This is a genomic window from Pedobacter africanus (assembly GCF_900176535.1).
In the GTDB taxonomy this organism is placed as follows: Bacteria; Bacteroidota; Bacteroidia; order Sphingobacteriales; family Sphingobacteriaceae; genus Pedobacter; species Pedobacter africanus.
Window position 1 is genome coordinate 3,164,162 of record NZ_FWXT01000001.1, and the last position, 26,475, is coordinate 3,190,636.

At 42.9% G+C, this 26,475-nt stretch carries 28 protein-coding genes; 12 read left to right on the plus strand and 16 right to left on the minus strand.

What is annotated here, in order from left to right; all coding sequences use genetic code 11:
* Positions 1-59: 59 nt before the first annotated feature.
* The 5 genes from gcvH (at position 60) to B9A91_RS13265 (ending at position 4,074) form a co-directional block, all read left to right on the plus strand.
* On the plus strand, positions 60-440 hold the full coding sequence (gcvH, locus tag B9A91_RS13245; RefSeq protein ID WP_084239275.1) for a glycine cleavage system protein GcvH: 381 nt from the start codon (positions 60-62) through the stop codon (positions 438-440).
* A gap of 3 nt (positions 441-443) precedes the next feature.
* Positions 444-851, plus strand: a complete 408-nt coding sequence (locus B9A91_RS13250; RefSeq protein WP_084239277.1) for a VanZ family protein — start codon at positions 444-446, stop codon at positions 849-851.
* A 252-nt stretch (positions 852-1,103) separates the two neighbouring features.
* Positions 1,104-1,319 carry a FeoA family protein gene (locus B9A91_RS13255; protein ID WP_084239279.1) on the plus strand — a complete coding sequence of 72 codons (216 nt, stop codon included), beginning with the start codon at positions 1,104-1,106 and terminating at the stop codon, positions 1,317-1,319.
* Positions 1,320-1,331: 12 nt separating this feature from the next.
* Positions 1,332-3,440, plus strand: coding sequence for a ferrous iron transport protein B (feoB, locus tag B9A91_RS13260; RefSeq protein WP_084239281.1), 2,109 nt, complete (start codon positions 1,332-1,334; stop codon positions 3,438-3,440).
* 19 nt (positions 3,441-3,459) lie between these two features.
* Positions 3,460-4,074: a SprT-like domain-containing protein gene (locus B9A91_RS13265; protein ID WP_235012547.1), complete on the plus strand. Its 615-nt coding sequence runs from the start codon at positions 3,460-3,462 to the stop codon at positions 4,072-4,074.
* A 2-nt stretch (positions 4,075-4,076) separates the two neighbouring features.
* Here the strand turns inward: B9A91_RS13265 and B9A91_RS13270 are convergent, their stop codons facing one another.
* The 12 genes from B9A91_RS13270 to pdxA all read right to left on the minus strand — a co-directional run bounded on the left by B9A91_RS13270 (position 4,077) and on the right by pdxA (position 16,456).
* Positions 4,077-6,053, minus strand: a complete 1,977-nt coding sequence (locus tag B9A91_RS13270) for an alpha-ketoacid dehydrogenase subunit alpha/beta (protein ID WP_084239286.1) — start codon at positions 6,051-6,053, stop codon at positions 4,077-4,079.
* Positions 6,054-6,055: 2 nt separating this feature from the next.
* The gene (locus B9A91_RS13275; protein ID WP_144008920.1) at positions 6,056-7,444 is read right to left on the minus strand and encodes a LutB/LldF family L-lactate oxidation iron-sulfur protein; all 1,389 of its coding nucleotides are present in this window, start codon (positions 7,442-7,444) and stop codon (positions 6,056-6,058) included.
* Between the two features lie 98 nt (positions 7,445-7,542).
* Positions 7,543-9,132, minus strand: coding sequence for a M28 family peptidase (locus tag B9A91_RS13280; protein WP_084239706.1), 1,590 nt, complete (start codon positions 9,130-9,132; stop codon positions 7,543-7,545).
* A gap of 11 nt (positions 9,133-9,143) precedes the next feature.
* A complete protein-coding gene (gene rpiB, locus B9A91_RS13285) occupies positions 9,144-9,584 on the minus strand; it encodes a ribose 5-phosphate isomerase B (protein ID WP_084239289.1) in 441 nt (146 codons plus the stop codon).
* A gap of 30 nt (positions 9,585-9,614) precedes the next feature.
* Positions 9,615-10,508, minus strand: a complete 894-nt coding sequence (gene tatC / locus B9A91_RS13290; RefSeq protein WP_084239291.1) for a twin-arginine translocase subunit TatC — start codon at positions 10,506-10,508, stop codon at positions 9,615-9,617.
* Positions 10,509-10,618: 110 nt separating this feature from the next.
* Positions 10,619-11,962: an acetyl-CoA carboxylase biotin carboxylase subunit gene (gene accC, locus B9A91_RS13295; protein WP_084239293.1), complete on the minus strand. Its 1,344-nt coding sequence runs from the start codon at positions 11,960-11,962 to the stop codon at positions 10,619-10,621.
* 14 nt (positions 11,963-11,976) lie between these two features.
* A complete protein-coding gene (gene accB, locus B9A91_RS13300) occupies positions 11,977-12,450 on the minus strand; it encodes an acetyl-CoA carboxylase biotin carboxyl carrier protein (RefSeq protein WP_084239296.1) in 474 nt (157 codons plus the stop codon).
* Between the two features lie 73 nt (positions 12,451-12,523).
* Positions 12,524-13,513 carry a beta-ketoacyl-ACP synthase III gene (locus B9A91_RS13305; protein ID WP_084239298.1) on the minus strand — a complete coding sequence of 330 codons (990 nt, stop codon included), beginning with the start codon at positions 13,511-13,513 and terminating at the stop codon, positions 12,524-12,526.
* Positions 13,514-13,524: 11 nt separating this feature from the next.
* Entirely contained in the window at positions 13,525-14,463 is a 939-nt protein-coding gene (gene plsX / locus B9A91_RS13310; protein ID WP_084239299.1) for a phosphate acyltransferase PlsX, read from the minus strand.
* 98 nt (positions 14,464-14,561) lie between these two features.
* Positions 14,562-14,753, minus strand: a complete 192-nt coding sequence (rpmF, locus tag B9A91_RS13315; protein ID WP_084239301.1) for a 50S ribosomal protein L32 — start codon at positions 14,751-14,753, stop codon at positions 14,562-14,564.
* A gap of 18 nt (positions 14,754-14,771) precedes the next feature.
* The gene (locus tag B9A91_RS13320; RefSeq protein ID WP_084239303.1) at positions 14,772-15,305 is read right to left on the minus strand and encodes a YceD family protein; all 534 of its coding nucleotides are present in this window, start codon (positions 15,303-15,305) and stop codon (positions 14,772-14,774) included.
* A 71-nt stretch (positions 15,306-15,376) separates the two neighbouring features.
* Positions 15,377-16,456, minus strand: coding sequence for a 4-hydroxythreonine-4-phosphate dehydrogenase PdxA (gene pdxA, locus B9A91_RS13325; protein ID WP_084239305.1), 1,080 nt, complete (start codon positions 16,454-16,456; stop codon positions 15,377-15,379).
* 97 nt (positions 16,457-16,553) lie between these two features.
* Between pdxA and rsmA the strand changes: the two genes are divergently transcribed.
* The 4 genes from rsmA to B9A91_RS13345 all read left to right on the plus strand — a co-directional run bounded on the left by rsmA (position 16,554) and on the right by B9A91_RS13345 (position 19,280).
* The gene (rsmA, locus tag B9A91_RS13330; protein WP_084239308.1) at positions 16,554-17,336 is read left to right on the plus strand and encodes a 16S rRNA (adenine(1518)-N(6)/adenine(1519)-N(6))-dimethyltransferase RsmA; all 783 of its coding nucleotides are present in this window, start codon (positions 16,554-16,556) and stop codon (positions 17,334-17,336) included.
* 12 nt (positions 17,337-17,348) lie between these two features.
* A complete protein-coding gene (locus B9A91_RS13335; protein ID WP_084239707.1) occupies positions 17,349-18,278 on the plus strand; it encodes a 2-hydroxyacid dehydrogenase in 930 nt (309 codons plus the stop codon).
* A gap of 116 nt (positions 18,279-18,394) precedes the next feature.
* The gene (gene greA / locus B9A91_RS13340; RefSeq protein WP_084239310.1) at positions 18,395-18,868 is read left to right on the plus strand and encodes a transcription elongation factor GreA; all 474 of its coding nucleotides are present in this window, start codon (positions 18,395-18,397) and stop codon (positions 18,866-18,868) included.
* A 10-nt stretch (positions 18,869-18,878) separates the two neighbouring features.
* A complete protein-coding gene (locus tag B9A91_RS13345) occupies positions 18,879-19,280 on the plus strand; it encodes an HIT family protein (RefSeq protein WP_084239313.1) in 402 nt (133 codons plus the stop codon).
* A gap of 55 nt (positions 19,281-19,335) precedes the next feature.
* Here B9A91_RS13345 and B9A91_RS13350 read toward each other — a convergent pair whose 3' ends face one another.
* The 3 genes from B9A91_RS13350 to rsgA are packed head-to-tail and all read right to left on the minus strand — an operon-like array spanning position 19,336 to position 21,037.
* Complete coding sequence (locus tag B9A91_RS13350) at positions 19,336-19,662, minus strand: nucleotide pyrophosphohydrolase (RefSeq protein ID WP_084239315.1); 327 nt, start codon at positions 19,660-19,662, stop codon at positions 19,336-19,338.
* The gene (dtd, locus tag B9A91_RS13355) at positions 19,662-20,114 is read right to left on the minus strand and encodes a D-aminoacyl-tRNA deacylase (protein ID WP_084239317.1); all 453 of its coding nucleotides are present in this window, start codon (positions 20,112-20,114) and stop codon (positions 19,662-19,664) included. Before dtd ends, B9A91_RS13350 begins: the two co-directional genes overlap by 1 nt.
* Before the next feature lie 2 nt (positions 20,115-20,116).
* On the minus strand, positions 20,117-21,037 hold the full coding sequence (rsgA, locus tag B9A91_RS13360) for a ribosome small subunit-dependent GTPase A (RefSeq protein ID WP_084239319.1): 921 nt from the start codon (positions 21,035-21,037) through the stop codon (positions 20,117-20,119).
* A 276-nt stretch (positions 21,038-21,313) separates the two neighbouring features.
* Between rsgA and thrA the strand changes: the two genes are divergently transcribed.
* The 3 genes from thrA to thrC are packed head-to-tail and all read left to right on the plus strand — an operon-like array spanning position 21,314 to position 26,015.
* A complete protein-coding gene (gene thrA, locus B9A91_RS13365) occupies positions 21,314-23,761 on the plus strand; it encodes a bifunctional aspartate kinase/homoserine dehydrogenase I (RefSeq protein WP_084239321.1) in 2,448 nt (815 codons plus the stop codon).
* A 3-nt stretch (positions 23,762-23,764) separates the two neighbouring features.
* Positions 23,765-24,703 (plus strand): homoserine kinase, encoded by a 939-nt coding sequence (locus B9A91_RS13370; protein ID WP_084239323.1) that lies wholly within the window; start codon positions 23,765-23,767, stop codon positions 24,701-24,703.
* A gap of 1 nt (position 24,704) precedes the next feature.
* Positions 24,705-26,015 (plus strand): threonine synthase, encoded by a 1,311-nt coding sequence (gene thrC / locus B9A91_RS13375; RefSeq protein ID WP_084239325.1) that lies wholly within the window; start codon positions 24,705-24,707, stop codon positions 26,013-26,015.
* On the opposite strand, the gene B9A91_RS13380 is transcribed toward thrC, so the two are convergent.
* Positions 26,002-26,436 carry an META domain-containing protein gene (locus tag B9A91_RS13380; RefSeq protein ID WP_084239326.1) on the minus strand — a complete coding sequence of 145 codons (435 nt, stop codon included), beginning with the start codon at positions 26,434-26,436 and terminating at the stop codon, positions 26,002-26,004. The genes thrC and B9A91_RS13380 overlap by 14 nt on opposite strands.
* Positions 26,437-26,475 lie beyond the last annotated feature (39 nt).

A 26,475-nucleotide genomic window follows, 5' to 3' on the forward strand; every position in this document is an offset into this window, starting at 1 on the left:
GGTAGGTCGCGGGCCTGCTGCGGCTTAAAAAAGAATTGCAAAACAAATAAAATAAAACAATGAATTTTCCATCAGAATTAAAGTACACAAAAGACCACGAGTGGGTTAGGATTGAAGGTAATGAGGCTTATGTAGGCATCACAGATTTTGCACAACGCGAGCTTGGCGATATTGTATACATCGATATCAATACTGTAGGTGATGAGGTAACTAAGGATGATGTATTTGGTACTGTTGAAGCTGTTAAAACCGTTTCAGATTTGTTTATGCCAGTTACTGGTACAGTATTGGAAACCAATGCGGCATTAAACGATAATCCTGAATTGGTAAATACTGATCCTTATGGTCAGGGCTGGATGGTAAAGGTTGCTGTTGCGGATGCAGCGCAGGTTGAAGGCCTGTTAACGGCAGATGCTTACAAAGCTCTTGTAGGCGCCTAGTAAATGAACATTTTAGGGCAATTGAAATATCAGCTATGGGCCGTGATCTGGGCTATAGTGGTAGTGATACTTTGCAGTATAAGGATGCCTGCAGGTAACGGAACAGGCTTTTTTTTCGAAGGCTTTGATAAATTTGCCCATATGGGATTTTTTTATGTGCTCACCATATTGCTGTTTTACGGAAAGATCAGGCACCAGCACAATTACAGTTTCCGTTCTTTAACCATTTTTAAAATCATCTTGATCACGGCTGCACTTGGTGCAGGAATAGAAATGTTACAATGGAAATTTTTTAACTACCGCTCTGCTGAGTGGTGGGATTTTGGCTGTGATATGATCGGTGTTTTTATGGGCGTTTTCAGTTATATACTCTTGCATAAATCTAATTACAATGAGAAGAGCAGCAATTAAATTGGTGATTCTGGTACTTGTTTGTACAATAAGCAGTTGCGGTATTTTTAATTCCGGTTGTAAATGCCCGCCGGTGCGTTACAGCACTTATCCCCAACGTTAAGCATCTGATCTTGACCGAAAAATAACTCGGTATAAAAAATGACTAAATAAAGACCCTGTCAGAGTACCCTCAGGCAGGGTCTTTATTTGGAATTATTATAAATTAAGTCTAAATTGCACCCCATAGCATATTAATACAAACCTATACAGATGAAACTTTCGCAGCTGAATCCAGGAGAACAAGGAACTATAGTAGCATTTACAGATTTGGAAATGTCTGTAAAATTAATGGAAATGGGTTGTTTGCCTGGTGAAGTTGTGGCTGTTGAGCGCTTTGCGCCGCTAGGCTGTCCAATAGCTATCCGTGTCGCAGGTTATCAGCTTTGTTTACGTAAAGCTGAGGCTGCTGTTATCATTGTTCAATAAAATTACTGGGTCTTGGATATTAAAGTTGCATTAGTTGGTAATCCCAATACAGGTAAATCTACCCTTTTTAATCGCCTGACAGGATTGAATCAAAAAGTAGGAAATTTTCCCGGAGTTACAGTTGATAAAAAGACCGGCTATACCCGATTGGCCGATGGCAGGCAGGTACAGATTACCGATTTGCCCGGTACCTATAGTTTGTACCCTAAAAGTGCCGATGAGCGCATCGTATTCCAGGTACTTGCCGATGCAAAAGGAAAGAGTTACCCGGATGTGATTGTGCTTATTGTGGATGCTTCTAACCTGAAACGCAATATGCTGTTATATTCACAGGTTGCCGACTTGGGAATACCAGTAGTGCTTGCCCTGAATATGATCGACCTGACGGAGAAGCAGGGCATAAAGATCAACATAGATAAATTGGCAGTAAAACTCGGCGTTCAGGTTGTCCCGATTTCTGCCCGGAACAATATCGGCATCGATGCTTTAAAAAAAGCTATAGAACATACGAATATTGCTACACAGGTAAGTGATTTTGATGTTAATTTTCTGGCACCAGAGGCCATAAACGCCATTAAGCATACACTCAGTTCCAGCAACAATTATTTCGCATTACAGGTATTGCACCAGCATGAGCATTTGAGTTTTTTTAATGATGCTGAGCAAGAGGAAATTGAGCACATAGAACAGTCGAACGGTTTCCAGTCCTCGAAAGTTCAGGCTGAAGAAACCATTGCACGTTATAAACATCTGAGCGATATTTTAACAGATGTGGTTATAGAGATACCGGACAATAAACCAAAAAACTCTTTCAGTGACCGGCTGGATGCCGTACTCACACATAAAGTATGGGGTTTTGCTACATTCATGCTGATTCTTTTTGTGATTTTCAATGCCATATTTGCCTGGGCAACCTATCCAATGGAATGGATTGAAAACGGATTTGGGTGGGTAACCGGATTTGGACATGAGCATTTGCCACCCGGAATGCTAACTGATCTGCTTTTGGATGGAGTGGTGGCGGGCCTGGGCGGTATCTTTGTATTCATTCCTCAAATTGCGATACTGTTTGCTTTTATTTCTATTTTAGAAGATACGGGCTATATGGCGCGGGTAACTTTTATGATGGATAAGATCATGAGTAAGGTAGGGCTGAATGGTAAATCAGTAGTTCCTATGATTGGTGGACTGGCTTGTGCCGTTCCTTCAATTATGGCTGCAAGAAATATAGAAAATTGGAAAGACCGGATGATCACCATTATGGTTACACCGCTGATCAGTTGTTCTGCCAGACTTCCGGTATATATTTTACTCATTTCGCTGATCATCCCTGCGGATACAGTTTTTGGGATCATTAATTTACAGGGACTGGCTCTGATGGTGATGTACCTGATCAGTTTTTTAGCTGCCATTTTGGTGGCATGGGTAATGAAGCTCATCATCAAAACAAAAGAAAGGTCGTATTTCATTATGGAACTGCCGATATACCGCGCGCCGAGATGGAAGAATGTAATCTACACCATGTATGAAAAGTCGAAGACTTTTGTGATTGAAGCTGGTAAGGTTATCATTGCAATTTCTATTATACTCTGGGTAATGGCTGCTTTTGGACCGGGAAACCGCTTTGAAGAAATTGATCAGAAGTATGCTGCCGCCTTGGCAGATCCAAAGACCAATACCAAACATGTGGAGACGCTGATCGCAACGGAAAAGCTGGAAAACTCTTATGTCGGATTGCTCGGACATGCTGTAGAGCCAATTATACGCCCCTTAGGTTATGATTGGAAGATAGGTATAGCTTTGATTACTTCTTTTGCTGCCCGTGAGGCCTTTGTTGGTACTATGGCCACCATTTATAGTGTTGATGGGGGAGATGAAGATAGTGAAACCATACGTGAAAGAATGGCCGCTTCTGTGAACAGTAAAACGGGACTACCTGTTTATACCTTTGCTACCGGTATTTCCCTGATGTTGTTTTACGCTTTCGCCATGCAATGTATGAGTACCATCGCCATTGTTTACCGTGAAACAAAGGGATGGAAATGGCCAATGATACAATTGGGGTATATGACGGCTATGGCCTATGTAGCGGCCCTTATTGCCTATCAACTTTTGAAGTAATTTAGTTATATTGGTCTTTGTGGAAAAGGAAAGCATTTTATCACAATATATGCCTCCCGGAGCGGCCCCGGTTATCGCAAAATGGATAGATTATTTTCAATGTGAATTTAAAATATCCAAAGGTAGGGCTACAAAGTTGGGCGATTACCGGCACCCTTTCCGGGATACCGGGCATAGGATCTCTGTAAATAATAACCTGAATGCTTATGCCTTCCTTGTCACTACAGTACATGAGTTTGCCCATTTATTAACCTGGAATGATCATCGCAACAAAGTTAAACCCCATGGCAACGAGTGGAAGCATAACTTTAAAAGGATGATGATCCCTTTTTTAGAAAATGATGTTTTTCCCGAAGATTTAAGGAAAGCAATTATTGGCTATCTGAACAATCCTTCTGCAGCCAGCTGCACCGATCTGAAACTTTCACGTGCCTTAAAGAAGTATGACAGACATATGGACGTTTCCCGGTTGGAAGAATTGCCCTTGAATGCGGTATTCAGCATTAAGGATGGCCGCAAGTTTAAAAAGGGGGAGAAATTGAGGAAGCGCTATCGTTGTGTATGCCTGGATAATGGCAATATTTATCTCTTTAATCCGCTTGCAGAAGTAACCCTGGCTGCGACGGGAACCTAAAACTAGTAGGCCAATAGCTGATTGAGGCTCTGTTTTAAGCGGCTTTTTGCCAGGAAACCCTCTTCAAGTGTCTTATTCATTGGTATTGCGGTATCAATGCTTGCACATCGCATAACTGGTGCATCCAGATATTTAAAGCAGTGCTCAGAGATCCAGGCGGCCAGTTCAGCGCCAAAGCCACAGCTTAGGGTGTCTTCATGTAAAATAAGGGCTCTGCCCGTGTTTTGAACGGCTACACTTACTGTTTCTTTATCCCAGGGTTGCAGGCTCCTCAAATCTATCAAAGTGGCTGAAATGTCAGGGTTTTCGTCCAGGTAATCCAAGGCCCAGTGGACACCCAGTCCGTAAGTAATTATGCACAACTGCTCGCCTTGCCTTAAAACATTTGCTTTTCCGATTTCCATCGTATAGAAGCCTTCCGGAACAGGACCGGTTAAGCTTCGGTATAAATATTTATGCTCAAAATACATCACCGGGTTAGGGTCTTCAATTGCTGCAAGCAATAGCCCTTTGGCGTCAGCCGGAAAGGCGGGATATATTACTTTTAGTCCCGGAGTTTTTGTAAACCATGCCTCATTGCTTTGAGAGTGAAAAGGACCGGCTCCGGTACCCGCACCTGTAGGCATACGTACCACGACATCGGCTTTTTCTCCCCAACGGTAATGTGTTTTGGCCAGGTTATTTACAATTTGATTAAATCCGCAGGAAACAAAATCTGCAAACTGCATTTCTACTACAGCCTTGAAGCCATTAATTGAAAGTCCCAGGCCTGCACCTATAATAGCAGATTCGCAGATGGGAGTATTGCGTACTCTGGCTTTGCCAAACTCCTGAACAAAACCCTCGGTAATCTTAAATGCCCCGCCATATTCAGCAATGTCCTGGCCCATCAACACCAGGTTGGCATGTTTATGCATTGCAATTCGGAGCCCGTCTGAAATGGCATCGAGGTAACGCAATTCCTGTACTGGTCCTTCCGGACTTACAGAATAGCTGGCGTAAGGGAAATACATGTCCTTCAACTCCTCCTCATCATTGGCCTGAGGTTCCGGCTCATTGAAGGCTGCTTCAATTTCCTGTTCGATCTCCATTTTTAGATTTGCCCTGATTTCAGCAATTGCATCAGGAATAAGGATATCCTGTTCCAACAAGTATTGCTCAAAATTCCGGATGGGGTCTTTTTTTGCCCATTCTTCAAGCAGTTCCTGAGGAACATACTTTGTCCCAGAGGCCTCCTCATGACCACGCATCCGGAAGGTCAGGCATTCGATAAGCACTGGTCTCGGGTTTTCCCGCATTCTTGTAGCCACTGAATCAATCAGGTCATATACCGCAAGGATATTGTTACCATCCACCTGTAAGCCCTCTATCCCATAGCCGACAGCCCTGTCTACCAGGTTTTTGCATTTGTATTGTTCGTTAGCCGGTGTGGAAAGTCCGTAACCGTTGTTTTCTATAAGGAAGATGACGGGAAGGTTCCATACAGCGGCTACATTTATGGCTTCATGGAAATCACCCTCACTGGTTGCACCTTCACCGGTAAATACCAATGTTGCTTTTTCCTTATTGGCAATCAGATCTGCCAGTGCAATGCCATCAGCGAGTGCCATTTGAGGCCCTAGGTGAGAAATCATCCCAATGATCTTATGCTCCTGAGTACCAAAGTGAAAGGAGCGGTCGCGCCCTTTAGTAAAACCACTTAACTTACCTTGCCATTGGGCCATGAGCCGGGTAAGGGGAACATTCCGGGAGGTAAAAACACCAAGGTTTCTATGCATGGGCAGGATATACTCATTGTTTTTCATGGCCATAGTACTGCCAACGGCAATAGCTTCCTGACCTATGCCCGAAAACCATTTTCCTATACGGCCCTGACGAAGGAGGATCAGCATTTTTTCTTCGACCAAACGTGGATAAAGCAACTGTAAATAGAAATTCAGCAAAGTAACGTTATCCTTGTCTTTTCGGTCGAAAGTCATGTTTACAAGTTTTTGGTGTCTTTATTTCTTTCTTCCCACAACTTAGCAAAGGATTTGGGGGCCACTTCAGGCATATTGCGGTATTTACCCCAGATTTTTTTAAACATGAACTTTAGAAAAAAGTTCTTTATCTTTCCGCTAAAGCCATCCATTCTTTTTCTTTTCAGCATGCCAATCTTCCAGATCTTCCAGCCGATTTCCTCTGTTTTTGTATTTTCGTGCTGCCTGGCTGCATCCCTTCGGTTAAGTAGCAGCATTTTGTGTATGTCTATCTTAACAGGGCAGACTTCCGAGCATTTGCCACACAAGCTCGAAGCATAACTCAGGTGCTTAAACTCTTTCATTCCCTTTAAATGCGGGGTAATGATAGAACCGATGGGTCCACTATAAGTTGTATTGTAGGTATGACCGCCAATATTTTTATAAACCGGACAAGCATTAAGACAGGCACCGCAACGGATACAATACAGTCCCTGGCGCTGCTCTTTCTGTGCCAGCAAATTGGTGCGGCCATTGTCCAGCAAAATCACATACATTTCCTCAGGCCCATCTGTTTCATCACCACGTTTAGGGCCACTTAAAATGGTATTGTAAACGGTTAAGTTTTGGCCTGTACCATGACTGGCAAGTAAGGGCCAGAAGAGGTCGAGGTCGGCCATAGAAGGGATGACCTTTTCAATGCCTACTATCGCGATGTGTATTTTTGGAAAAGTAGTACACAACCGGGCATTTCCTTCATTTTCGGTTAAGGCAATGCTTCCTGTATCCGCAATCAGGAAATTCCCTCCGCTAATACCGATATCTGCACTCAGGTATTTCTCCCTTAAAAGCTCCCGGGCTTTATGGGTCAGCTGCTCGGGTGTATAATCCAGAGGAGTTCCAAATTTTTCATGGAACAGTTTTGCAATATCCTCTTTACTGAGGTGCATGGCGGGTGTTACAATGTGGTAGGGGTGTTGCCCAAGAAGTTGAACGATGTACTCTCCAAGGTCGCTTTCCAGCGATTCTATTCCATGTTCTCCAAGAAATTCATTAAGGTGAATTTCCTCGGTGGTCATGGATTTTGACTTAATGACCGTTTTGCCCCCGCTCTTATTAATGATGTTGAGGATTTCTTTTTGAGCTTCCTGTGCATCTGTTGCCCAAATGACTTTCCCTCCGCGACGCTGAAAGTTGGATTCAAACTCGGGCAGATATTTATCCAGGTTCTCCATCACGCGCCATTTGATGACATGAGCTTTCTTCTTGGAGTTTTCCAGATTTTCGAACTTGGATAGTCCACGCTCTACAGCAGTGTTGTACCTGCCAATATTGAAGTTAATTGTTTTGCGATGTCCTAAATCAAAGGCTTTTTCATCCGCCTTCACCAAAAATTCCTCAGATACCTTCATATCTTTCAAATATAAAAATAAATCACATTAAGCATTTGTTATGCCAGAGATATATGGCATAAAAAAAGCCTGCCGGCTAAGGACAGGTTTTCTGTAATTTATTTTTTTCGGGTGCCGTCTTCGTTCTTATCAACTACAGGACGCTTCAATCCATTTGCGAGTTCCCAGGCTGTGAAGTAGACCAGTTTTGATCTTTTGGCCAGCATCGGGAAATCGATCTTGCTGATCTCATCTCCAGGCTGGTGATAATCTTCATGGACACCGTTAAAATAGAAGATAACGGGGATGCCATGCTTGGCAAAGTTGTAATGATCTGAACGGTAGTAAAAGCGGTTGGGGTCTGTACGGTTGTTGTACCGTTCATCGAGATTCATTTTTACATAATCCTTGTTCGCTTTTTTACCTATGCGATCCAGGTCGGTACTCAGCATGTCCGAGCCGATGATGTAGACAAAATTGTTGTCAGATGCGTGGTCTTTGTCGCCCCGCCCAATCATGTCAATATTTAAATTGGTGATGGTATTGGCCAGCGGAAATACAGGATATTCAGAATACCACTCAGAGCCAAGCAAGCCTTTCTCTTCACCTGTAACGGTCATAAACAATATGCTCCTCTTAGGTCCCTTGCCAGCTTTTTTTGCTTTGGCAAAAGCTTCGGCAATCATAAGAACGCCTGTTGTTCCTGAGCCATCATCGTCTGCCCCATTGTTGATCTTATCGTCACCTTTGGCATTTGCATCGATGCCTATGTGGTCGTAATGTGCTGTGATTACCAGTACCTCTTTCTTTAATTTAGGATCAGAGCCCTCGAGAAAGCCCAGCACATTTTCGGCCCTTACTTTTGTTTCAGTTTTTTGTGCACTGGCTGTAACAGCTACCTTTAGTTCCTGCGAAGCGGGTTTGCCGCTTTCAGCTATTTTCTTTTTTATCGCTTCAACATTGGTCTTTGCCACTTTAAACAATTGGTTAGCAATGGCTGTCCCAATATAAACCACTGGTGTGCCTTGTGGGCTGTTCATGCGTTCAACGTTTTCTTTGGTTTTCATGATCATTTGTCTCGACTGCAGATAACTTTTTAAGTTATCTGGCATATTGTCGACCATAGGATCTATAACCAGTACTGCTTTCGCTTTATTGTCCGACAGGTATTTGATTTTGCTGTTAATATTTCCCCCTGCGTTTTTTGCGGCTGAACCTGCCGGATCACCTGATTTAAAGATCATGACTACCTTACCGGCAACATTCTGGCTTTCAAAATCATTATAACCTTCTTTATTCAATCCATAACCGGCAAACAGCACTTGTCCGCAATTAAAGGCAAAGCCATTTGCAGACACCGACGATGGCATGATATAAAAATCTTTTAAAGGTTCTACTGGCTGCCCTTCTACTGTTAAAATCTGAGCCATCCCAAAAGTAACCATATCAACCGGCTGAAAATAATCTCCGTTTACCGGACCCTTTAAACCCAGGGTTTTAAAATGTTCGCGAATGTAATCTGCGGCCATCCATCCCCCCTTGGTACCGGTTTCACGGCCTTCGTACGCATCTGAGGCCAGTATGGAGAGGTGCTTATAGGCATTGTCTTTATTGATCGTTTGACTAAACCTTATGGCATCTTTATTTTGCGCAATGGCAGTGCAGCCCATTAATAAGACAAGTGCAGTATAAATTAAGTGCTTTTTCATGATCTTTTGTTTTAGCATGACATTTTGTTCACTCTTGTGGCATGTCTTCCACCCTCAAAAGCTGTATTCAAAAAGGTAGCGACCATTTCTTTGGCCAGTTCTTCAGAAACGAAACGGGCAGGTACACAAATGATGTTCGCATTGTTGTGTTGTCTTGCCAGTTCAGCAATTTCTTTTTGCCAGCAGATGGCTGCGCGGATCTGCTGATGTTTATTGGCCGTGATGGCAACTCCGTTGGCGCTACCACAGACCAATATCCCAAAGGTAAATGCCCCACTTTCTACTGCTTCTGCTACCGGGTGAGCAAAATCAGGATAATCAACAGAGTCGGCCGAATAAGTGCCAAAATCTTTCAACTCATGTCCATTTAAGAATGATTTTATGAGTTCTTTATATTCAAAACCGGCATGATCTGCGCCAATAGCAATTTTAAATTTTGTATCTGCTGACATTTCTGTTATTTATATTTGGTTGATAAATGTTTACGATTTCTTTATTTTGGCTACACCGTATAGCTCTTTGTTTCTTTTTCGTTCAATATTTGCTGAAATAAATATACTCAGTTCATAGAGAATAAATAATGGCAATGCGACTACAAGCATGGTCAGGATATCTGGCGTAGGGGTTACAACAGCTGCAATTATCAGAATAACCACTGCTGCGTACCTTCTGGTAGAACGCATAAATGCAGGTGTCATAATTCCGAATTTAGATAAGATATAAATGACTACCGGAAGCTGGAAAATGATTCCTGAACCAATGGTAAGTGTGGCTACTGAAGAAAGATAAGAGGAGATGGTAAAGGTATTTTCTATGTCAGGGCTTACCGTGAAATTTGTCAGAAAGTTAACAGACAACGGGCACACAATGTAGTATCCAAACAGGATGCCAATAAAGAACAAAATAGAGGCAAAGGTTACAAAACTGCTGGCAGATTTGCGCTCATTTGCATGCAATGCAGGTTTAACGAAGAGCCAGAGCTCGAAAAGTATGTATGGAATGCCCAAGGCTATACCGACCATTACGCAGGCATTGATCTGCAGGGTAAATTGCCCGGCCATTTCTGTATTGATGATCTTGGCATCGATATGGGTAATACAAAAATCAGAACCAACAAGGCTTGGCCATGCTTCGGCCATTTTGCACATCATTCTATAGGTCCAGAAATTGGGGTTCTTTGGCCCCATGATCAACTCATTGAATATAAAGTCTGAAAACCAAAATGCTCCGGCGGTGAGTATAACCACAACCAATAATGCACGGAGTAAATGCTTCCTGAGTACATCAATATGGTCAAAGAAAGACATCTCAGCCTCTAAAGTTTTTCCTTTTTCTTTTATGGCCCCAATCAGGTCGCGCTTTTTATTTTCGCTCATGTGTGTTATTTGTAAAACAAAAATACCATTCTTTTATTTAGAATGGTATTTACGGTTAAAATCTGACAAATAGTTTTTTCAACTGTATAACTTATATTTTATCAGTGAGTTTATCCTTCTGAAAACTCGAAAGTTTCCATAAATTTAGTCGTAAAGTTACCGGCCCTAAAGTTAGGATCTTTCATTAATTTCAGGTGAAATGGTATCGTAGTTTTTACACCTTCTATCACAAATTCACTTAGTGCGCGTTCCATAGTACTAATGGCTTCCTCGCGGGTTTGCGCAACACAGATCAATTTGGCGATCATCGAATCGTAATTTGGAGGAATCTGATAACCCGCATAAACATGTGTATCTACCCTTACACCATGACCGCCCGGTGAGTGGAAATTGGTAATTTTACCTGGAGAAGGCCTGAAATTGTTGAAAGGATCTTCTGCATTTATCCTGCATTCAATGGCATGCATATCCGGCATGTAGTTTTTTCCGGAGATCGGAACACCCGAAGCAACTTTTATCTGCTCTTTGATCAGATCGTAGTTGATCACTTCTTCGGTTACCGGATGCTCTACCTGGATACGGGTATTCATTTCCATGAAATAGAAGTTGCGGTGCTTGTCGACCAGGAACTCTATGGTGCCTGCCCCTTCATACTGTACGGCAATAGCTCCTTTTATGGCCGCTTCCCCCATTTTTTCACGAAGTTCAGGAGTCATAAACGGCGATGGTGCCTCTTCTACCAATTTCTGGTGCCTGCGCTGAATAGAACAATCGCGCTCAGATAAGTGACAGGCTTTACCATACTGGTCACCAATAATCTGTATCTCGATGTGGCGCGGGTCTTCAATGTATTTTTCCAGGTAAAGGCCATCGTTGCCGAAGGCAGCACCTGATTCTTGCCTGGCACTATCCCAGGCATTTTCAAAATCTTCATCTTTCCAAACCACACGCATCCCGCGGCCACCGCCACCAGCGGTTGCTTTTAGAATTACCGGATAGCCTATTTCATTTGCAAGTCTGATCCCTTCTTTTACGTTTTCAAGCAATCCCTCTGATCCTGGGATGGTAGGTACGCCTGCCAGCTTCATGGTTTCTTTGGCTGATGCTTTATCACCCATTGAATTGATCTGCTCTGGAGTTGCACCGATAAACTTGATCCCATAATCGCGGCAAACGGAAGAAAACTTAGCATTTTCAGATAAAAAACCGTAACCTGGGTGTATGGCATCAGCATTGGTCAGTTCAGCAGCAGAGATGATATTTGGAATGCTCAGGTAAGAGTCCTTACTTGGGGGAGGGCCAATACAAACAGCTTCATCAGCAAAGCGCACATGTAAACTCTCCCTATCGGCAGTAGAATACACAGCTACGGTTTTGATGCCCATTTCTTTACAGGTACGAATAATACGCAAGGCAATCTCGCCCCTGTTGGCAATTAGTATTTTTTTAAACATATACTTCCTTCCGATTAAATCGGTTCTACTAAAAATAAAGGTTGATCGTATTCCACAGGAGATGCGTTTTCAACAAGAACTTTTACGATTCTTCCTGATACTTCACTTTCAATCTCATTAAAGAGTTTCATGGCTTCAATAATACATACCACTTTTCCTGAAGCAATCTCATCACCTACGTTTGCAAATGCTGGTTTTTCCGGGCTTGCAGAGCGGTAGAAAGTACCAATCATTGGCGATTTGATGGTGATGTATTTTGAGGTATCTTCAACAGGTGCAGCTTTTGGTTCTGTTGGGGCAATAGGTTGTGGTGCAGCAGCAGCTGGCACAACAGCAGGTGCAATCTGGGCAGGTACAGTTGCCTGAACAATTGTCGGAGCCTGATTGGTTTTAATTGTAATTTTGAAGTTTTCCTGCTCAATTGCAACTTCATTTACGCCCGAACGAGAAACAAATTTAATAAGTTCCTGAATTTGTTTAATATCCATTTTTTAGGTGTTATAGTAGAAAAAATAGTACGTCTTAAGAACTATCTAAGTTAATATTATTTATTTTATAAAGTTAATAAGCCCATTTTAAATAAACGGAACCCCAGGTAAAGCCTCCTCCAAATGCGGCCAATATTACATTGTCTCCTTTTTTCAGTTGATTTTCCCACTCCCATAAACACAATGGAATAGTTCCGTTTGTGGTATTGCCATAACGTTGAATGTTGATCATCACTTTCTCTGAGCCTACACCCATTCTGGAAGCCGTAGCATCAATAATACGTTTGTTGGCCTGATGTGGAACCAGCCAGGTTACTGCTTCTGAAGTCAGACTATTGCGTTCCATGATTTCGGCTGCTACATCGGCCATATTGGTAACTGCAAATTTAAACACGGCCTGACCTTCCTGGTAAACCACATGCTCGTTATTGTCTATGGTTTCATGAGTTGCGGGTCTGGCAGAACCACCAGCTTTCTGGTGTAAAAACTGTTTCCCTGAACCGTCAGTCCTCAGAATAGAATCCATCACGCCAAGCCCTTCTTCGTTGGGTTCAAGGAGCACAGCTCCACAGCCATCACCAAAAATGATGCAGGTAGTACGATCCTGGTAATTGATGATGGACGACATTTTATCACCACCTACAACCAGAACTTTTTTGTGCTTGCCAGATTCAATGAATTGAGAGGCAGTCGATAATCCGAAAATAAATCCTGAACAGGCAGCCTGAAGATCATAACCCCAGGCGTTTTTTGCGCCGATTTTATCGGCTAGTATATTGGCTGATGCCGGAAAAGGCATATCAGGAGTAGTGGTACAAAAGATGATCAGTTCAATTTCTTCAGCGCTGATACCGCGTTTTTTAAGCAAGCCATTTACAGCATGTACCGCCATATCCGAGGTGCCCAATCCTTCGCCTTTTAATATTCTTCGCTCTTTGATGCCTGTTCTGGATGTAATCCATTCATCGGTAGTGTCTACAATCGATTCAAGCTCTTTGTTGGTCAGTACATAGTCTGGTACATAACCATGAACAGCTGTAATCGCAGCGTGAATTTTATTCATTTTATCTAAAATTATTTAAATGCGGCCTGTATTTTTCCAACCAAGCCAGTTGTAATCATGTCTCTGGACTGCAGGATCATGTTTTTTACGGCAGTAGGGCTTGAAATGCCATGGCCGATGATCACAGGAGCGTTTACCCCTAAAACAGGGCTTCCTCCGTAGTTCTCATAGTTAAAGCGATCAAAGAACTCATCCTTTAAACCTCTTTTTAAGGTTAACACGTAAAACGATTCAGCAAGTTTTAGCATTACATTTCCCGTAAAACCGTCGCAAACAATAACGTCAGCCTTGTCGTTAAATAAATCCCTTCCTTCCACATTGCCCACAAAATTAAACAGCTTGGTATCTTTCATTAAGGGGAAGGTAGCCAGGCTCAGCATGTTACCTTTTTCATCTTCTTCGCCAATATTCATCAATGCAACTTTAGGCGCCTTGATGCCCATTACATTTTCAGCATACAGGCTACCCAGAACGCCAAATTGGAGTAAGGTATCTGGTTTACAATCGGCATTGGCGCCAACGTCAACCATGAGGCCTACACCACCGCTTAATTTTGGAAGAAAAGTAGAAAGACAAGGTCTGATGATGCCAGGAATAGTTTTTACACTAAATACGGCACCTACTAGCATTGCTCCGGAGTTTCCTGCACTGGCAAAGGAATCCAGTTTACCTTCTTTCAGTAAATTGAACCCAACAGAAATGCTTGAGTTAGGCTTTTGAACAATAGCCTTAGTGGGATGTTCGCCCATACCGATTACTTCTTCGGTATGAACATATTCAAAGTGATCAGGATTGAATCCGTTTTCGGATAGGAGGGGCTTAATCTGCTGGGTATCTCCGATAAGCACCAAGTGTTCATCTGGAGACAACAATGGATGAGCAGCTATTGCTCCTAAAACATTTGCTTTAGGAGCATAGTCTCCGCCCATTATATCGAGACCTATTTTCATAGTAAAATCAGTTTGTGGACCAGGCAAAATTGCCGCTTTATTAAGGCCTCTAAGTTAAACTATACAGGACTTAAAACACAAACTATTTTTCAAGAAAATTAACCTATTGAAGTGTTTTCGATAACCAATTTACCGTTGTAGTATAAGTTACCATCAACGTTGTAAGCGCGGTGAGGAGTGTGTATTGCACCTGTTGTCTGACAAGTAGCTAAAGAAGGAGCTTCTGCTTTATAGTGAGTTCTTCTCTTATCTCTTCTGCTCTTAGAAACTTTACGTTTTGGATGTGCCATTGCTGATTTATTTAATTATTATTTTAATTTCTTTAATGCCGCCCACCTTGGATCGTCATTTTGTTGTTCTTCTTCCTGTTGTGATCCTACAGCCAAACTTTCCAGTCTGGCAATCATCTCCTGGTCGCATTTAACACCAGTCCCATTCTCTTCACATATCTTTATGTAAGGTACCGATACGGTGATGAATTCGTAAATCAGTTCAGCTACATTGATTTCACTTTCCTTTTTACTCAGTACAATGATCTCCAGATCATCGCTTTCCAGTTCATCTTCAGCAAACTTTACAATTTGTCTTTCCTGTATGCTTATCGGCGCCTCAAATTCAGCTAAACACTTGTCGCAATCCAATACTATTGTTCCGTTAATGCGGAACTGAAGTATCAGCATAGTTTCCTGTTTGTCTAGCTCAACTTCCGCTTTTAAGTTTCCTTTTTTTACCAAAGAATACTCAAATGCGTCAAAAAAGCTGTTATCAATCTCAAAATCAAACTGATGTTTGCCAATTTTTAAGCCTGTAAAGGGGATTGAAAATTGTTTTAATGGTTTCAATTGTAACAAAATTTTAGCCCGCAAATGTATGGATTATTTTAATTGCCTGCAAATTTTATTTAATCGCCTCGTTATGAAGCGTCATCTTTAATATCGAATTGGGTCTCAGTGATTTTTCCGCCGCTTCTCAGCTGGTTGCTCAACATGGCTTCCTGCTCTCTTCTATGCTGTACAATGTGGGTAGCAGCAAATACAGCTTCAATAAATGAGGAGGGATCGGCCAGGTTTTTTCCGGCAATATCGTAGCCTGTACCGTGATCGGGCGAAGTGCGTACAATCTTTAAGCCGGCCGAGAAGTTGACCCCTCTGCCAAAGGCTATAGTTTTGAAAGGGATCAGTCCCTGGTCATGATACATAGCCAATACGGCGTCAAATTGTTTGTAGCTGCCATTTCCAAAAAAGCCATCAGCAGGATAAGGGCCAAAACAGATCACGCCTTTGTCAAATGCTTCCTGGATGGCAGGTATAATTATCGTTTCTTCTTCTTTCCCCAGCAGGCCGTTATCGCCGGCATGAGGGTTTAAACCAAGCACGGCAATTTTAGGTTTCTCAATCCAGAAATCTTTCTTCAGGCTTTCGTTCATCAGTACCAGCTTTTTGACAATCTGTTCTTTTGTAATGCTTTGTACTATATCTTTAACCGGTATATGTCCGGTTACCACACCAACACGTATGTCTTCGCTGATCATAAACATCAGCACATCGTTGCTGTTGCTTTGCTCTTGCAAATATTCCGTATGCCCGGGGAATTTAAAAGCATCCGACTGGATATTGTGCTTATTGATCGGGGCAGTAACCAGCGCATCAATTTCTCCTTTCACCAAAGCTTCAGTAGCTCTCTGGAGCGATAGCAAGGCGTATTTTCCTCCTGTATCGTTTGATATGCCTAGTTCTATCTTCACATCTTCTTCCCAGCAATTGATCAGGTTTGGTTTTTTTGGACTGGCCGCATCAGGTGCATTTATTACATTGAATGCAAAATCGGCAAGCCCCAGGGCTTTTCTATGATAAGATGCAACTTTTGTATGTCCATAAACTATAAGTGTACAGTAATCGAGGATGCTGTTGTGCGACAGTGTTTTTAAAATCACTTCCAGTCCGATGCCATTCGTGTCACCTATGCTTATCCCAATTTTAATTTTATTGCTCATACCCAAATAGAAATTTGGCGCAAAATACAGTTTTTCAATTAATGTTAACCCGATACTGATAAAACTTTACTTATTTTGTAGTCTAAGGGCAAAATATATGAGTTTGGTTAAGGCAAAAAAACATTTAGGACAACATTTTTTAACCGATAAAAATATTGCGGCAAAAATAGTAAACGGCCTTATTCATACTGATAAATATACACAGATATTGGAAGTGGGGCCAGGTATGGGTATTTTGTCGGATTTGCTGTTGGAAAGGAAAGATCTGGAGACCTTTTTAATTGATATTGATGTAGAGTCCTATCACTTCCTGCAGCAGAAATATCCGCAGCTGGGTAATAGGCTGATCAATGGAGATTTTCTGGCCCTTGATCTTTCAGCCATTTTTAAAGAGAAATATGCCATCATCGGTAATTTTCCTTACAACATCTCCTCTCAGATTCTGTTCAAGGTATTGGAAAACAGGGCAAATGTAGTAGAGATGGTGGGTATGTTCCAGAAAGAAGTGGCTGAACGGTGTGCTTCGAAAGCCGGAACCAAAGATTATGGCATCCTGAGTGTGCTGATTCAGGCCTATTATGATATAGAATACCTTTTTACGGTAAAGCCAGGGACTTTTAATCCTCCTCCAAAAGTGAATTCTGGGGTGATCAGGCTGAGCAGGAATAAGGTAGAAACACTTCCATGTGATGAGAAATTGTTTTGGCGGACAGTTAAGGCCGGGTTTAACCAGCGCCGGAAAACGCTTCGAAATGCACTTTCAGGAGTAGTTCCTAAAGATAAAATGGACAATCATCTATTCTTCGATAAACGTGCAGAGCAGCTGAGCGTTGCAGACTTTATTGACCTTACCATTCATCTATCCCAACTCTCAAAATAAAGAATGCCAAGTATGAAAGGAAAAATCTTAATTGTTGACGACCTGCACCCCGCCTTTAAAGACTCCGCTGCAGGTATGGGATATGAAGTGAACGACCAGCCTTTAATTACCAGGGCGGAAACCCTGGCCATAATTGCAGACTATGAAGGAATTGCAGTGCGTACAAAATTCCGCATTGATGAAGAGCTTTTGACGGCAGCACCAAAGCTTAAATTTATTGCAAGGGCAGGGGCAGGGCTGGATAATATTGATGAAGCTCCTGCTAAGCAAAGAGGAATTCAACTCCTGAATGCACCAGAAGGCAATATGGATGCAGTGGGCGAACATGCCCTTGGTTTATTGCTCGCGCTGATGAATAATTTTCGCAGGGCAGATGCCGAAGTTCGCAATGGTATATGGGACAGGGAAGGGAACCGTGGCTATGAACTGAGAGGAAAAACAGTAGGTGTCATTGGTTATGGCCATATGGGCCAGAGCTTTGCAAAAAAACTTTCGGGGCTCGACCTTAAAGTGATAGCCTATGATAAGTATAAAACAGGCTTTGGTGACACCTGGGCAAAAGAGGCGAGTATGGAAGAAATAGTAAAGTACAGCGATGTGCTGAGCCTGCACATCCCTTTGACAAAAGAAACCCGGCATATGGTGGATGAGGAATACCTGTTCCATTTTCGTAAGCCCATTTTCTTTATCAATACTGCCAGAGGGGAAATTGTGCAAACCAAGGCCCTGTTACAAGCTATTGAACAAGGAAAAATATTGGGTGCAGGATTGGATGTGCTGGAAACAGAGAAATTTCCTGCACTAAGCGTGCAGGATTGGTATCCTGCACTCCGTTCCTCAGAAAAAGTGCTCCTTACACCTCATGTCGGGGGCTGGACTTTCGATTCTTACCGCAGGATTTCGGAAGTACTGGCAGAAAAACTTAAGGAATTAAAGAAATAATTTGCTTTTTTGCTAGCCCGCTATTATCTTCGTTTTAATTGAAGCAAGACTATGTAGGCTTAAAAGCCGATATAGTCTTGTTTGTTTTTTAGAGGACTTACAAAAATAAATGAGCTATGACAGAGGTAACGTATTATACCCAAGATGGTTTAGATAAACTGAAAGAAGAACTGCAGCAACTTAAAACTACCGGAAGGCAGTTAATTTCTAAGGCAATAGCAGAAGCAAGGGATAAAGGAGATCTTTCTGAGAATGCGGAGTATGATGCAGCAAAAGAAGCACAGGGTTTGCATGAAGCAAAAATAGCCAAACTTGAGGCTACCCTTTCTACTGCCCGACTGATAGATGAGTCTAAACTGGATACTTCAAAAGTGCTTGCACTTTCTATCGTAAAAATAAAAAATATAAAGAATGGGGCTACGATGTCCTACCAGTTGGTAGCAGAGTCGGAAGCGGATCTTAAAACCGGAAAAATTTCAGTAAAATCACCTATTGCAAAGGGGCTACTGGGGAAATCAGTTGGCGATAAAACCGAAATTGAAGTTCCGGCAGGAAAAATAGAGTTCGAAATTTTAGAGATCAGCAGATAAATTCTATAACATGGCAAGTATCTTTTCTAAAATAATAAGCGGCGAGATTCCTGCCCACGTGGTAGCCGAAACTACCGAATTTTTAGCTTTCCTGGATGTAAACCCACTGGTTATGGGGCATGTACTGGTTATCCCTAAAAAAGAGGTCGACTATATTTTTGATATGGACGATGAAAGCTATTTCGGGCTAACCTTGTTCGCTAAAATTGTAGCGACGGGATTAAAAGAGGCTTTCCCATGTAAAAAGGTAGGTGTGGCGGTGATCGGATTGGAGGTGCCTCATGTACATATTCATCTCATCCCGATGAACAACGTCAGCGATATGAATTTCAGTAGAGAAAAACTGAAACCTAGCCAGGAAGAACTTGCCGAAGCAGCGGTTAAAATAAAAACTGTACTGGGAAAAGATTAGGGCCTGTAAGGCATTAGCAGAAACGGCAGCATTATTATCATGCTGCTGTTTCTGTTTATTTTAATTTCTCGTTGTTCTTATGCCGTTCAGCGTCGCGGATGCTCTTTTTTGCCAGATTTTTTTCCATAGCCGCTGTCAGGTCTATGCCTGTTTGGTTGGCCAGGCATATCAACACAAAAAAGACATCGGCCATTTCATCACCGAGGTCTACAGCTTCATCACTCTTTTTGAATGACTGCTCGCCATATTTACGCGACATGATCCTGGCCACTTCTCCAACCTCTTCCATCAGTATGGCGGTATTGGTCAGCTCATTGAAATAACGGATGCCTGTTGTTTTGATCCATTGATCTACGGTTTCCTGTGCTTCCTGTATCGTCATTATTCTTTATTTTTTGTGTCAATTGTTATCGTTACGGGGCCATCATTTACCAGGCTGATTTTCATGTCGGCCCCAAATACCCCAGTCTGTACAGGTTTTCCAAGTAATACTGAGAGCTGCTTAGTCATCGCTTCATACAAAGGAATGGCCTTATCTGGTCTCGCAGCCTTTGTAAAACCTGGTCGGTTCCCCTTTTTGGTAGATGCAAATAGGGTAAACTGGCTGATCAGAAGGACATTCCCGTCAACGTCCGGCAATGCTTTGTTCATTAAACCGTTTTCATCGCTGAATACCCGCATGTTCACTATTTTTGAGGACAGCCATTCCAGATCTTCGATATTGTCTGCATCTTCAATACCCAATAATACCACAAAACCGTTATCAATAGTTCCTGTAACTATGCCTTCTACTTCGCAGTTTGCTGCTATAACCCTTTGGATAACCGCACGCATCTTTAAGCCCTGGTTTCGTTACCGTGATAAATACTCAGGTAGCTTTCGTACCTGCTTGGGGCAATTTCGCCCTGCTCAACGGCTTTTATTATTGCACAGCCAGGTTCATTAACATGCCTGCAGTTGTTGAATTTACATTCGTGCATCATGTCCCTCATTTCCCTGAAGTAATGGCCCAATTCTTCAGGCCGGATGTCAAATATACCCAGTTCGCGTATGCCCGGTGTATCAATCAGATAACCACCGAAAGGCAGGGTATGCATCTCTGCAAAGGTGGTGGTATGCTGGCCTTTATCGCTTGACTCTGATATTTCGCCGGTTTTGATGTCCCTTCCCGGTAGCAAAGCATTGATGAGGCTGGACTTACCCACGCCGGAATGTCCTGAAAATAAGGTGGTTTTATCTTTAAGTAAAGTTTCAATTAAAGGGATATTTGTGCCTTTCAGGGCTGACACCGTGTAACAGGGATAACCAATGTTCTCATAAATTGCCGCATATTCGGCAAGAATAGCCAGACCTTCTTCATGGAAAAGATCAAGCTTATTGAAAATCAGTATTGCCGGAATATCATAGGCTTCGGCAGTGGCAAGAAACCTGTCTATAAAACCCAGCGAAGTACGTGGAGAAGCCAGAGTAACCACCAGAAAAGCCTGATCTATATTGGCGGCAATTATTTGGGCTTGTTTAGACAAGTTGATCGACTTACGGATGATGTAATTTCGCCGGTCATGCAACTTATTGATAATGCCATTGTCGGAATTTGGTTCAAATTCAAACTCTACATGGTCGCCCACCGCAATAGGGTTGGTCGTTTGAATGCCCTGTATCCTGAATTTTCCCTTTATCCTGCAATCGTAATCCTGGCCATCTTCTGCATGTACCTGGTACCAGCTTCCTGTCGATTTTATAACTAATCCTTGCATATAAGTGGGTAAAGATAATAAATACCAACTCCACCAAACTGAATAATTTATTTTTATAATCATTTGCTAATTAGAAAAATATAGCTTTACTTTACCGCCGCATTACAGATAGTGTAAAATATACATGTTTAACAATTCAATCATTACCACTACAACTACCACAACCACCGGCATAGCACGGAGGAAGGTAAGCTAGTGGGCTGAGAAAAAAATAAAAAACCACAAAAAAGCGCCTTCCTCTAAACCAGGAAGGCGCTTTTTTTTTAACCAACAACTATGAATATTTTAAAATTTGGAGGTACTTCTGTCGGTTCTGTCGAAAGCATACGGGCCCTGATCGGGATACTCAAAGAGAGAAAGGGAGCTGAAAACCCCGTTGTTGTTCTGTCCGCTATGGGGGGTGTAACGAACTCTCTGCTGCAGATGGCCGAAAATGCCCGGAACGCCCAGGACTATACCGATGACCTTAAAAAGGTAGAGCAGAAACATTTTGACGTGATACGTGCATTGCTGCCAGCCATTGCCCAAAACCCAGTCCTGACCAGACTGAAAATCTATTTTAATGAGTTGGAGGATATCCTTCAATCGGTATACAACCTGCGGGAACTGAGCCTGCAGACGAAAGACCTGATACTCAGTTATGGCGAACGGTGTTCAAATGTAATGGTGAGCCACATCGCCAGACAACATTTTGCCAATGCCGGATATGTAGATGGTTCTGAACTGATCAAGACCGACAGCAACTTTGGGCAGGCTAAGGTAAATACTTACCTGACTGAAACACTCATCCGTGATTTCTATGAATCCAACGCAGATAAGCTGCTGTTTGTTACCGGTTTCATATCCAGTAACGACGAAGGCCGGATCACTACGCTTGGTCGTGGCGGAAGTGATTATACTGCGGCCATCTGGGGTGCCGCCCTTAGTGCCGATGAAATAGAGATATGGACAGATGTGGATGGGATGCTGACCGCCGACCCGAGAATTGTAAAAAAGGCATTTTCTTTACCTGAATTAAGTTATACCGAAGCAATGGAGCTTTCTTATTTCGGCGCAAAGGTGATCTACCCGCCGACGATGATCCCTGCTTTCCTGAAGAAAATCCCAATCGTCATTAAAAATACCTTCAATGTTGACTTTCCGGGAACTTACATCAAACATGGGGCACACGCATCAAAACTGCCTATCAAGGGTATTTCTTCTATTGATGAGATCAGTATCCTGAATCTCTCAGGAAGCGGCATGGTAGGCAAGGCAGGTTTTGCCGGCCGACTCTTTTCTCTCTTGTCAAGAGAGCAGGTTAATGTAGTGCTCATCACTCAATCGTCATCAGAACACAGCATTACCTTTGCAGTTAAACCCGCAGATGCTTTAAAAGCACTTTCGCTCATCAACAGGGAATTTGAGCTTGAACTTCAGGCCCGTAAGCTGGAATATCCTGAGGTAGAGAACGGGCTTTCTGTGCTGGCTATCGTTGGGGAAAACATGAAACGGACCCCCGGGATTTCAGGACGTTTGTTTAGTGCCTTGGGAAGAAATGGTGTGAACATCCGTGCCATTGCGCAGGGTTCTTCAGAGTATAACATCTCTGTAATCATTGGGCGTTCCGATTTGTCGAAGGCTGTAAATGCGGTACATGATGCCTTTTATGCCGACCTTAAAAAAACACTGAACGTGTTCTGCCTGGGGACCGGAAATATCGGCAAAACCCTTTTCAGGCAATTACAGGACCAAATGCCTTTCCTTGCGCAGAACAACGACCTGCAGGTAAAGGTAATGGGGGTCAGCAATACACGGAGAATGTACCTCAACCCCGAAGGGATAGACCTCAGTAACTGGGAAAAAAGTCTTGAAGAAAAAGGGCAAAAAGCCGATCTTACAGAATTTATCGGGCAGATGAAGGACATGAACCTGGCCAATTGTGTGTTTGTAGACAATACCGCAAGCCATAACCCCATCCAGCATTACCTGGATGTGCTGCAATCCAGCATTTCTGTGGTAACCTGTAACAAAATAGGGAATTCTGCAGAATATGATCAGTATGTAGCCTTTAAGCAGGCTGCCAGAAAGCATGGAGTAGATTTTTATTATGAGACCAATGTTGGTGCGGGACTGCCCATCATTCGTACTTTGAAAGATCTGATGATGAGCGGCGACCGGATTGCCCGTATAGAAGCTATTTTGTCGGGCACCATATCTTATATCTTTAATAATTTTAAGGGCCAGCGCTTATTTCATGACGTGGTAAAAGAGGCGCAAGACCTGGGGTACACTGAGCCGGATCCGCGTGACGACCTGAACGGAAAAGATTTTATGCGCAAGATGCTGATCCTGGCCCGCGATGCAGGCTATGCATTGGAAGAAAAAGACGTAACCATTGAAAGCATGCTCCCAGCGGCCTGTCTTGCCGCCAAAAGCGTGGAAGAATTCTATGTAGAATTACAAAACAATGCGGCTTATTTTGAAAACCTTAAAAATGAAGCTGCACAAAACCAAAAAGTGTTAAGGTATATAGGTAAACTGGAAGATGGCAAGGTTACCATTACCCTGCAAATGGTTGATGATGCGCATCCTTTCTTCATGCTTTCGGGAAGTGACAACATCATCTCTTTTACGACCGATCGCTATAAGGACCGCCCGTTAGTGGTCAAGGGGCCAGGAGCCGGTGCCGAGGTTACCGCCGCAGGCGTATTTGCTGACATTATAAACGTAGGAAAAAGATAAGCCATGACTAGAAGATCTATAAAAGTTTTTGCCCCCGCTACCGTTGCCAATGTGGTTTGTGGTTTTGATGTACTGGGTTTTGCGGTAGACCAACCCGGTGATGAGGTGATCATGCGCCTGAGCGATAAACCAGGCGTTTCCCTTTTAAAGATAACCGGTGACGGAGGAAAACTACCCCTGAATCCTGAAAAAAATACGGTGAGTGCCATCGCCCGCGAGTATCTGGGGCACATTGGCCGGCCCGAAGTTGGGGTGGAAATAGAGCTGCATAAGAAAATGCCGATTGGCAGTGGCCTGGGCTCCAGTTCTGCCAGTACCGTAGCTGGGCTTTTTGCCATCAATTCCTTAATGGACAGTCCGCTCAACAATAAAGAACTGGTTCCCTTTGCTATGAAGGGTGAGGAACTGGCCTGTGGTTATGGACATGCTGATAATGTTGCGCCCGCTTTGATGGGAGGTTTCGTTCTCATCAGAAGTTACAGCCCTTTAGATATCATCAGCTTGCCTTTTCCTGCTGATCTCCACGCAGCAATTGTGTATCCTGAAGTGGATGTGCCTACCAAAGATGCGAGGCAAATGATCCGCTCCAAGGTTTTCCTGAAAGATGCGGTAACCCAATGGGGAAATGTGGCGGGGTTGGTTTCAGGATTGTTTATGAATGATTATGAACTGATAGGTCGGAGCATGACCGATGTACTGGTTGAACCCACCCGGTCTATTCTTATACCTGATTTTTATAAACTCAGGTCGCAGGCCATGAAAGCAGGAGCTGTGGGCTTCGGGATTTCCGGTTCTGGGCCCTCTGTATTTGCGCTTACAAAGGATAAGGAGACGGCCCTGCAAATTACTGCCAGCTTACAGCATCATTTAAAAAACATTTCCATTAACAGTCTGGCTTTCGTGTCGGAAGTCAACAAAAAAGGACCAGTAATATTAGACTAAAATGAAACTATACAGTACCAATAACCGTGACTTACGTGTAGACTTCCCTACTGCTGTTTTTAACAGCATGCCCCTGGACAAAGGTTTATATATGCCTGTCGACATTCCCCGGCTCAACCAGGAGTTTATAGATCAGATTGATCAGTACAGTCTGCCGCAAATCGCCTTTAAAGTAGCTTCTGCCTTATTGAAAGATGCTATACCTGCAACCGATCTTAAAATTATCATCGATGACGCCATAAATTTTGATGCACCGGTACTGAGACTGGCCGATAACGACTATGTGCTGGAACTGTTTCATGGCCCTTCGCTTGCCTTCAAGGATTTTGGCGCCAGATTTATGAGCCGGGTAATGGGCTATTTTTTAAAGAAAAATGAACAGATGCTCGATGTGCTGGTTGCTACTTCAGGTGATACAGGTGGGGCGGTGGCCCTGGGTTTTCTTGGAGTAGAAAATACCCGGGTAACCATTCTTTATCCTAAAGGAAAAGTGAGCGATATTCAGGAACTTCAACTGTGTACGAATGGGCAAAACATCCATGCGATTGAAGTAGATGGTACCTTTGACGATTGCCAGCACCTGGTAAAACAAGCTTTTGCAGATGAGGAACTGAATAAAAAACTCAGGTTGACTTCTGCCAACTCCATTAACATTGCGCGGCTTATTCCCCAGACATTTTATTATTTCAATGCCTATGCGCAACTGCGCCAACAGGGAAAGAAGGACATCGTATTTGTAGTGCCGAGCGGCAATTTTGGAAATATTGCAGCAGGCCTACTGGCCTATAGAATGGGGCTGCCGGTAAAACAGTTTGTGGCGGCTACCAATGTAAATGATACTGTACCGCGCTTTTTAGAAACCGGAGTTTATCAGACCAGGCCTTCTGTACAGACGTATGCCAATGCAATGGATGTGGGCGCACCAAGTAACTGGGTAAGGATCATGGATTTGTTTAATCAGGATAAAAGCGCTTTGCAGCAGGTAATGAAAGGTTATCGTTTTACGGATGAAGAAACGTTGGAAGGGATCGATGCGATTTATAATGAATTCAATTATGTTGCCTGTCCGCATACCGCAATCGCATGGTTGGCCTTGCAGGAATATAGAATGGAAACTGCGGATCAGGAATCTACAGGCGTTTTCCTGTCTACCGCGCATCCATGTAAGTTTCCAGACGTTTTTCCGAAGGAAATAAAAGCGAATGTTCAGGTGCCGGAACAGGTAGCAGTACTTGTTAAAAAACAAAAACATGCTACGGCAATGGATACCAGTTTTGAATCCTTTAAAAGCTACCTGCTTACTTTTTGCTAAAGCGCATGATGGCTATGTCGCCCATCAAGAAGTTTAGTGTACTGTCGCTGGTTACTTCGTAGTTACTTGTTTTTCTAAGCATTTCAATAAAAATGGCCTCTCCCTCGCCAGGACAGGCCATTTTTGTCATTATAAAGGGTTTTGTAAAATTGATGCCCGAATCATCGGCAACCAACTGGCCTGAAAAAGAATTACAACTGGTATTTCCACTAAACCTTTTTTCTGCAATATCAAATTTGATGGTTGGTTTTTTACCCGGATACAGTCCGTTAAACGCTATTCTGGGCCCGGATATATAGCTTAGTTCCCAGCTTCCCCCAAGCTGGGATAATCCGCCATTACCAATAGTTCCGGGTTTAATTGTTGTGCAGGCGGTTAAAGAACCTGCAGTAACCAATATCAATAGCATCAACCTTTTCATATCTCCTAAAGTTACAAAGAGTATTCCAGAAATGCACAA

What these genes read in the sequence shown, in the direction of transcription:
- gcvH (WP_084239275.1), top strand. Translation starts at nt 60, where the DNA reads ATGAATTTTCCATCAGAATTAAAGTACACAAAAGACCACGAGTGGGTT.
- B9A91_RS13250 (WP_084239277.1), top strand. Translation starts at nt 444, where the DNA reads ATGAACATTTTAGGGCAATTGAAATATCAGCTATGGGCCGTGATCTGG.
- B9A91_RS13255 (WP_084239279.1), top strand. Translation starts at nt 1,104, where the DNA reads ATGAAACTTTCGCAGCTGAATCCAGGAGAACAAGGAACTATAGTAGCA.
- B9A91_RS13270 (WP_084239286.1), bottom strand. Translation starts at nt 6,053, where the DNA reads ATGACTTTCGACCGAAAAGACAAGGATAACGTTACTTTGCTGAATTTC.
- B9A91_RS13275 (WP_144008920.1), bottom strand. Translation starts at nt 7,444, where the DNA reads ATGAAGGTATCTGAGGAATTTTTGGTGAAGGCGGATGAAAAAGCCTTT.
- B9A91_RS13280 (WP_084239706.1), bottom strand. Translation starts at nt 9,132, where the DNA reads ATGAAAAAGCACTTAATTTATACTGCACTTGTCTTATTAATGGGCTGC.
- rpiB (WP_084239289.1), bottom strand. Translation starts at nt 9,584, where the DNA reads ATGTCAGCAGATACAAAATTTAAAATTGCTATTGGCGCAGATCATGCC.
- tatC (WP_084239291.1), bottom strand. Translation starts at nt 10,508, where the DNA reads ATGAGCGAAAATAAAAAGCGCGACCTGATTGGGGCCATAAAAGAAAAA.
- accC (WP_084239293.1), bottom strand. Translation starts at nt 11,962, where the DNA reads ATGTTTAAAAAAATACTAATTGCCAACAGGGGCGAGATTGCCTTGCGT.
- accB (WP_084239296.1), bottom strand. Translation starts at nt 12,450, where the DNA reads ATGGATATTAAACAAATTCAGGAACTTATTAAATTTGTTTCTCGTTCG.
- B9A91_RS13305 (WP_084239298.1), bottom strand. Translation starts at nt 13,513, where the DNA reads ATGAATAAAATTCACGCTGCGATTACAGCTGTTCATGGTTATGTACCA.
- plsX (WP_084239299.1), bottom strand. Translation starts at nt 14,463, where the DNA reads ATGAAAATAGGTCTCGATATAATGGGCGGAGACTATGCTCCTAAAGCA.
- rpmF (WP_084239301.1), bottom strand. Translation starts at nt 14,753, where the DNA reads ATGGCACATCCAAAACGTAAAGTTTCTAAGAGCAGAAGAGATAAGAGA.
- pdxA (WP_084239305.1), bottom strand. Translation starts at nt 16,456, where the DNA reads ATGAGCAATAAAATTAAAATTGGGATAAGCATAGGTGACACGAATGGC.
- rsmA (WP_084239308.1), top strand. Translation starts at nt 16,554, where the DNA reads ATGAGTTTGGTTAAGGCAAAAAAACATTTAGGACAACATTTTTTAACC.
- B9A91_RS13335 (WP_084239707.1), top strand. Translation starts at nt 17,349, where the DNA reads ATGAAAGGAAAAATCTTAATTGTTGACGACCTGCACCCCGCCTTTAAA.
- greA (WP_084239310.1), top strand. Translation starts at nt 18,395, where the DNA reads ATGACAGAGGTAACGTATTATACCCAAGATGGTTTAGATAAACTGAAA.
- B9A91_RS13345 (WP_084239313.1), top strand. Translation starts at nt 18,879, where the DNA reads ATGGCAAGTATCTTTTCTAAAATAATAAGCGGCGAGATTCCTGCCCAC.
- B9A91_RS13350 (WP_084239315.1), bottom strand. Translation starts at nt 19,662, where the DNA reads ATGACGATACAGGAAGCACAGGAAACCGTAGATCAATGGATCAAAACA.
- dtd (WP_084239317.1), bottom strand. Translation starts at nt 20,114, where the DNA reads ATGCGTGCGGTTATCCAAAGGGTTATAGCAGCAAACTGCGAAGTAGAA.
- rsgA (WP_084239319.1), bottom strand. Translation starts at nt 21,037, where the DNA reads ATGCAAGGATTAGTTATAAAATCGACAGGAAGCTGGTACCAGGTACAT.
- thrA (WP_084239321.1), top strand. Translation starts at nt 21,314, where the DNA reads ATGAATATTTTAAAATTTGGAGGTACTTCTGTCGGTTCTGTCGAAAGC.
- B9A91_RS13370 (WP_084239323.1), top strand. Translation starts at nt 23,765, where the DNA reads ATGACTAGAAGATCTATAAAAGTTTTTGCCCCCGCTACCGTTGCCAAT.
- thrC (WP_084239325.1), top strand. Translation starts at nt 24,705, where the DNA reads ATGAAACTATACAGTACCAATAACCGTGACTTACGTGTAGACTTCCCT.
- B9A91_RS13380 (WP_084239326.1), bottom strand. Translation starts at nt 26,436, where the DNA reads ATGAAAAGGTTGATGCTATTGATATTGGTTACTGCAGGTTCTTTAACC.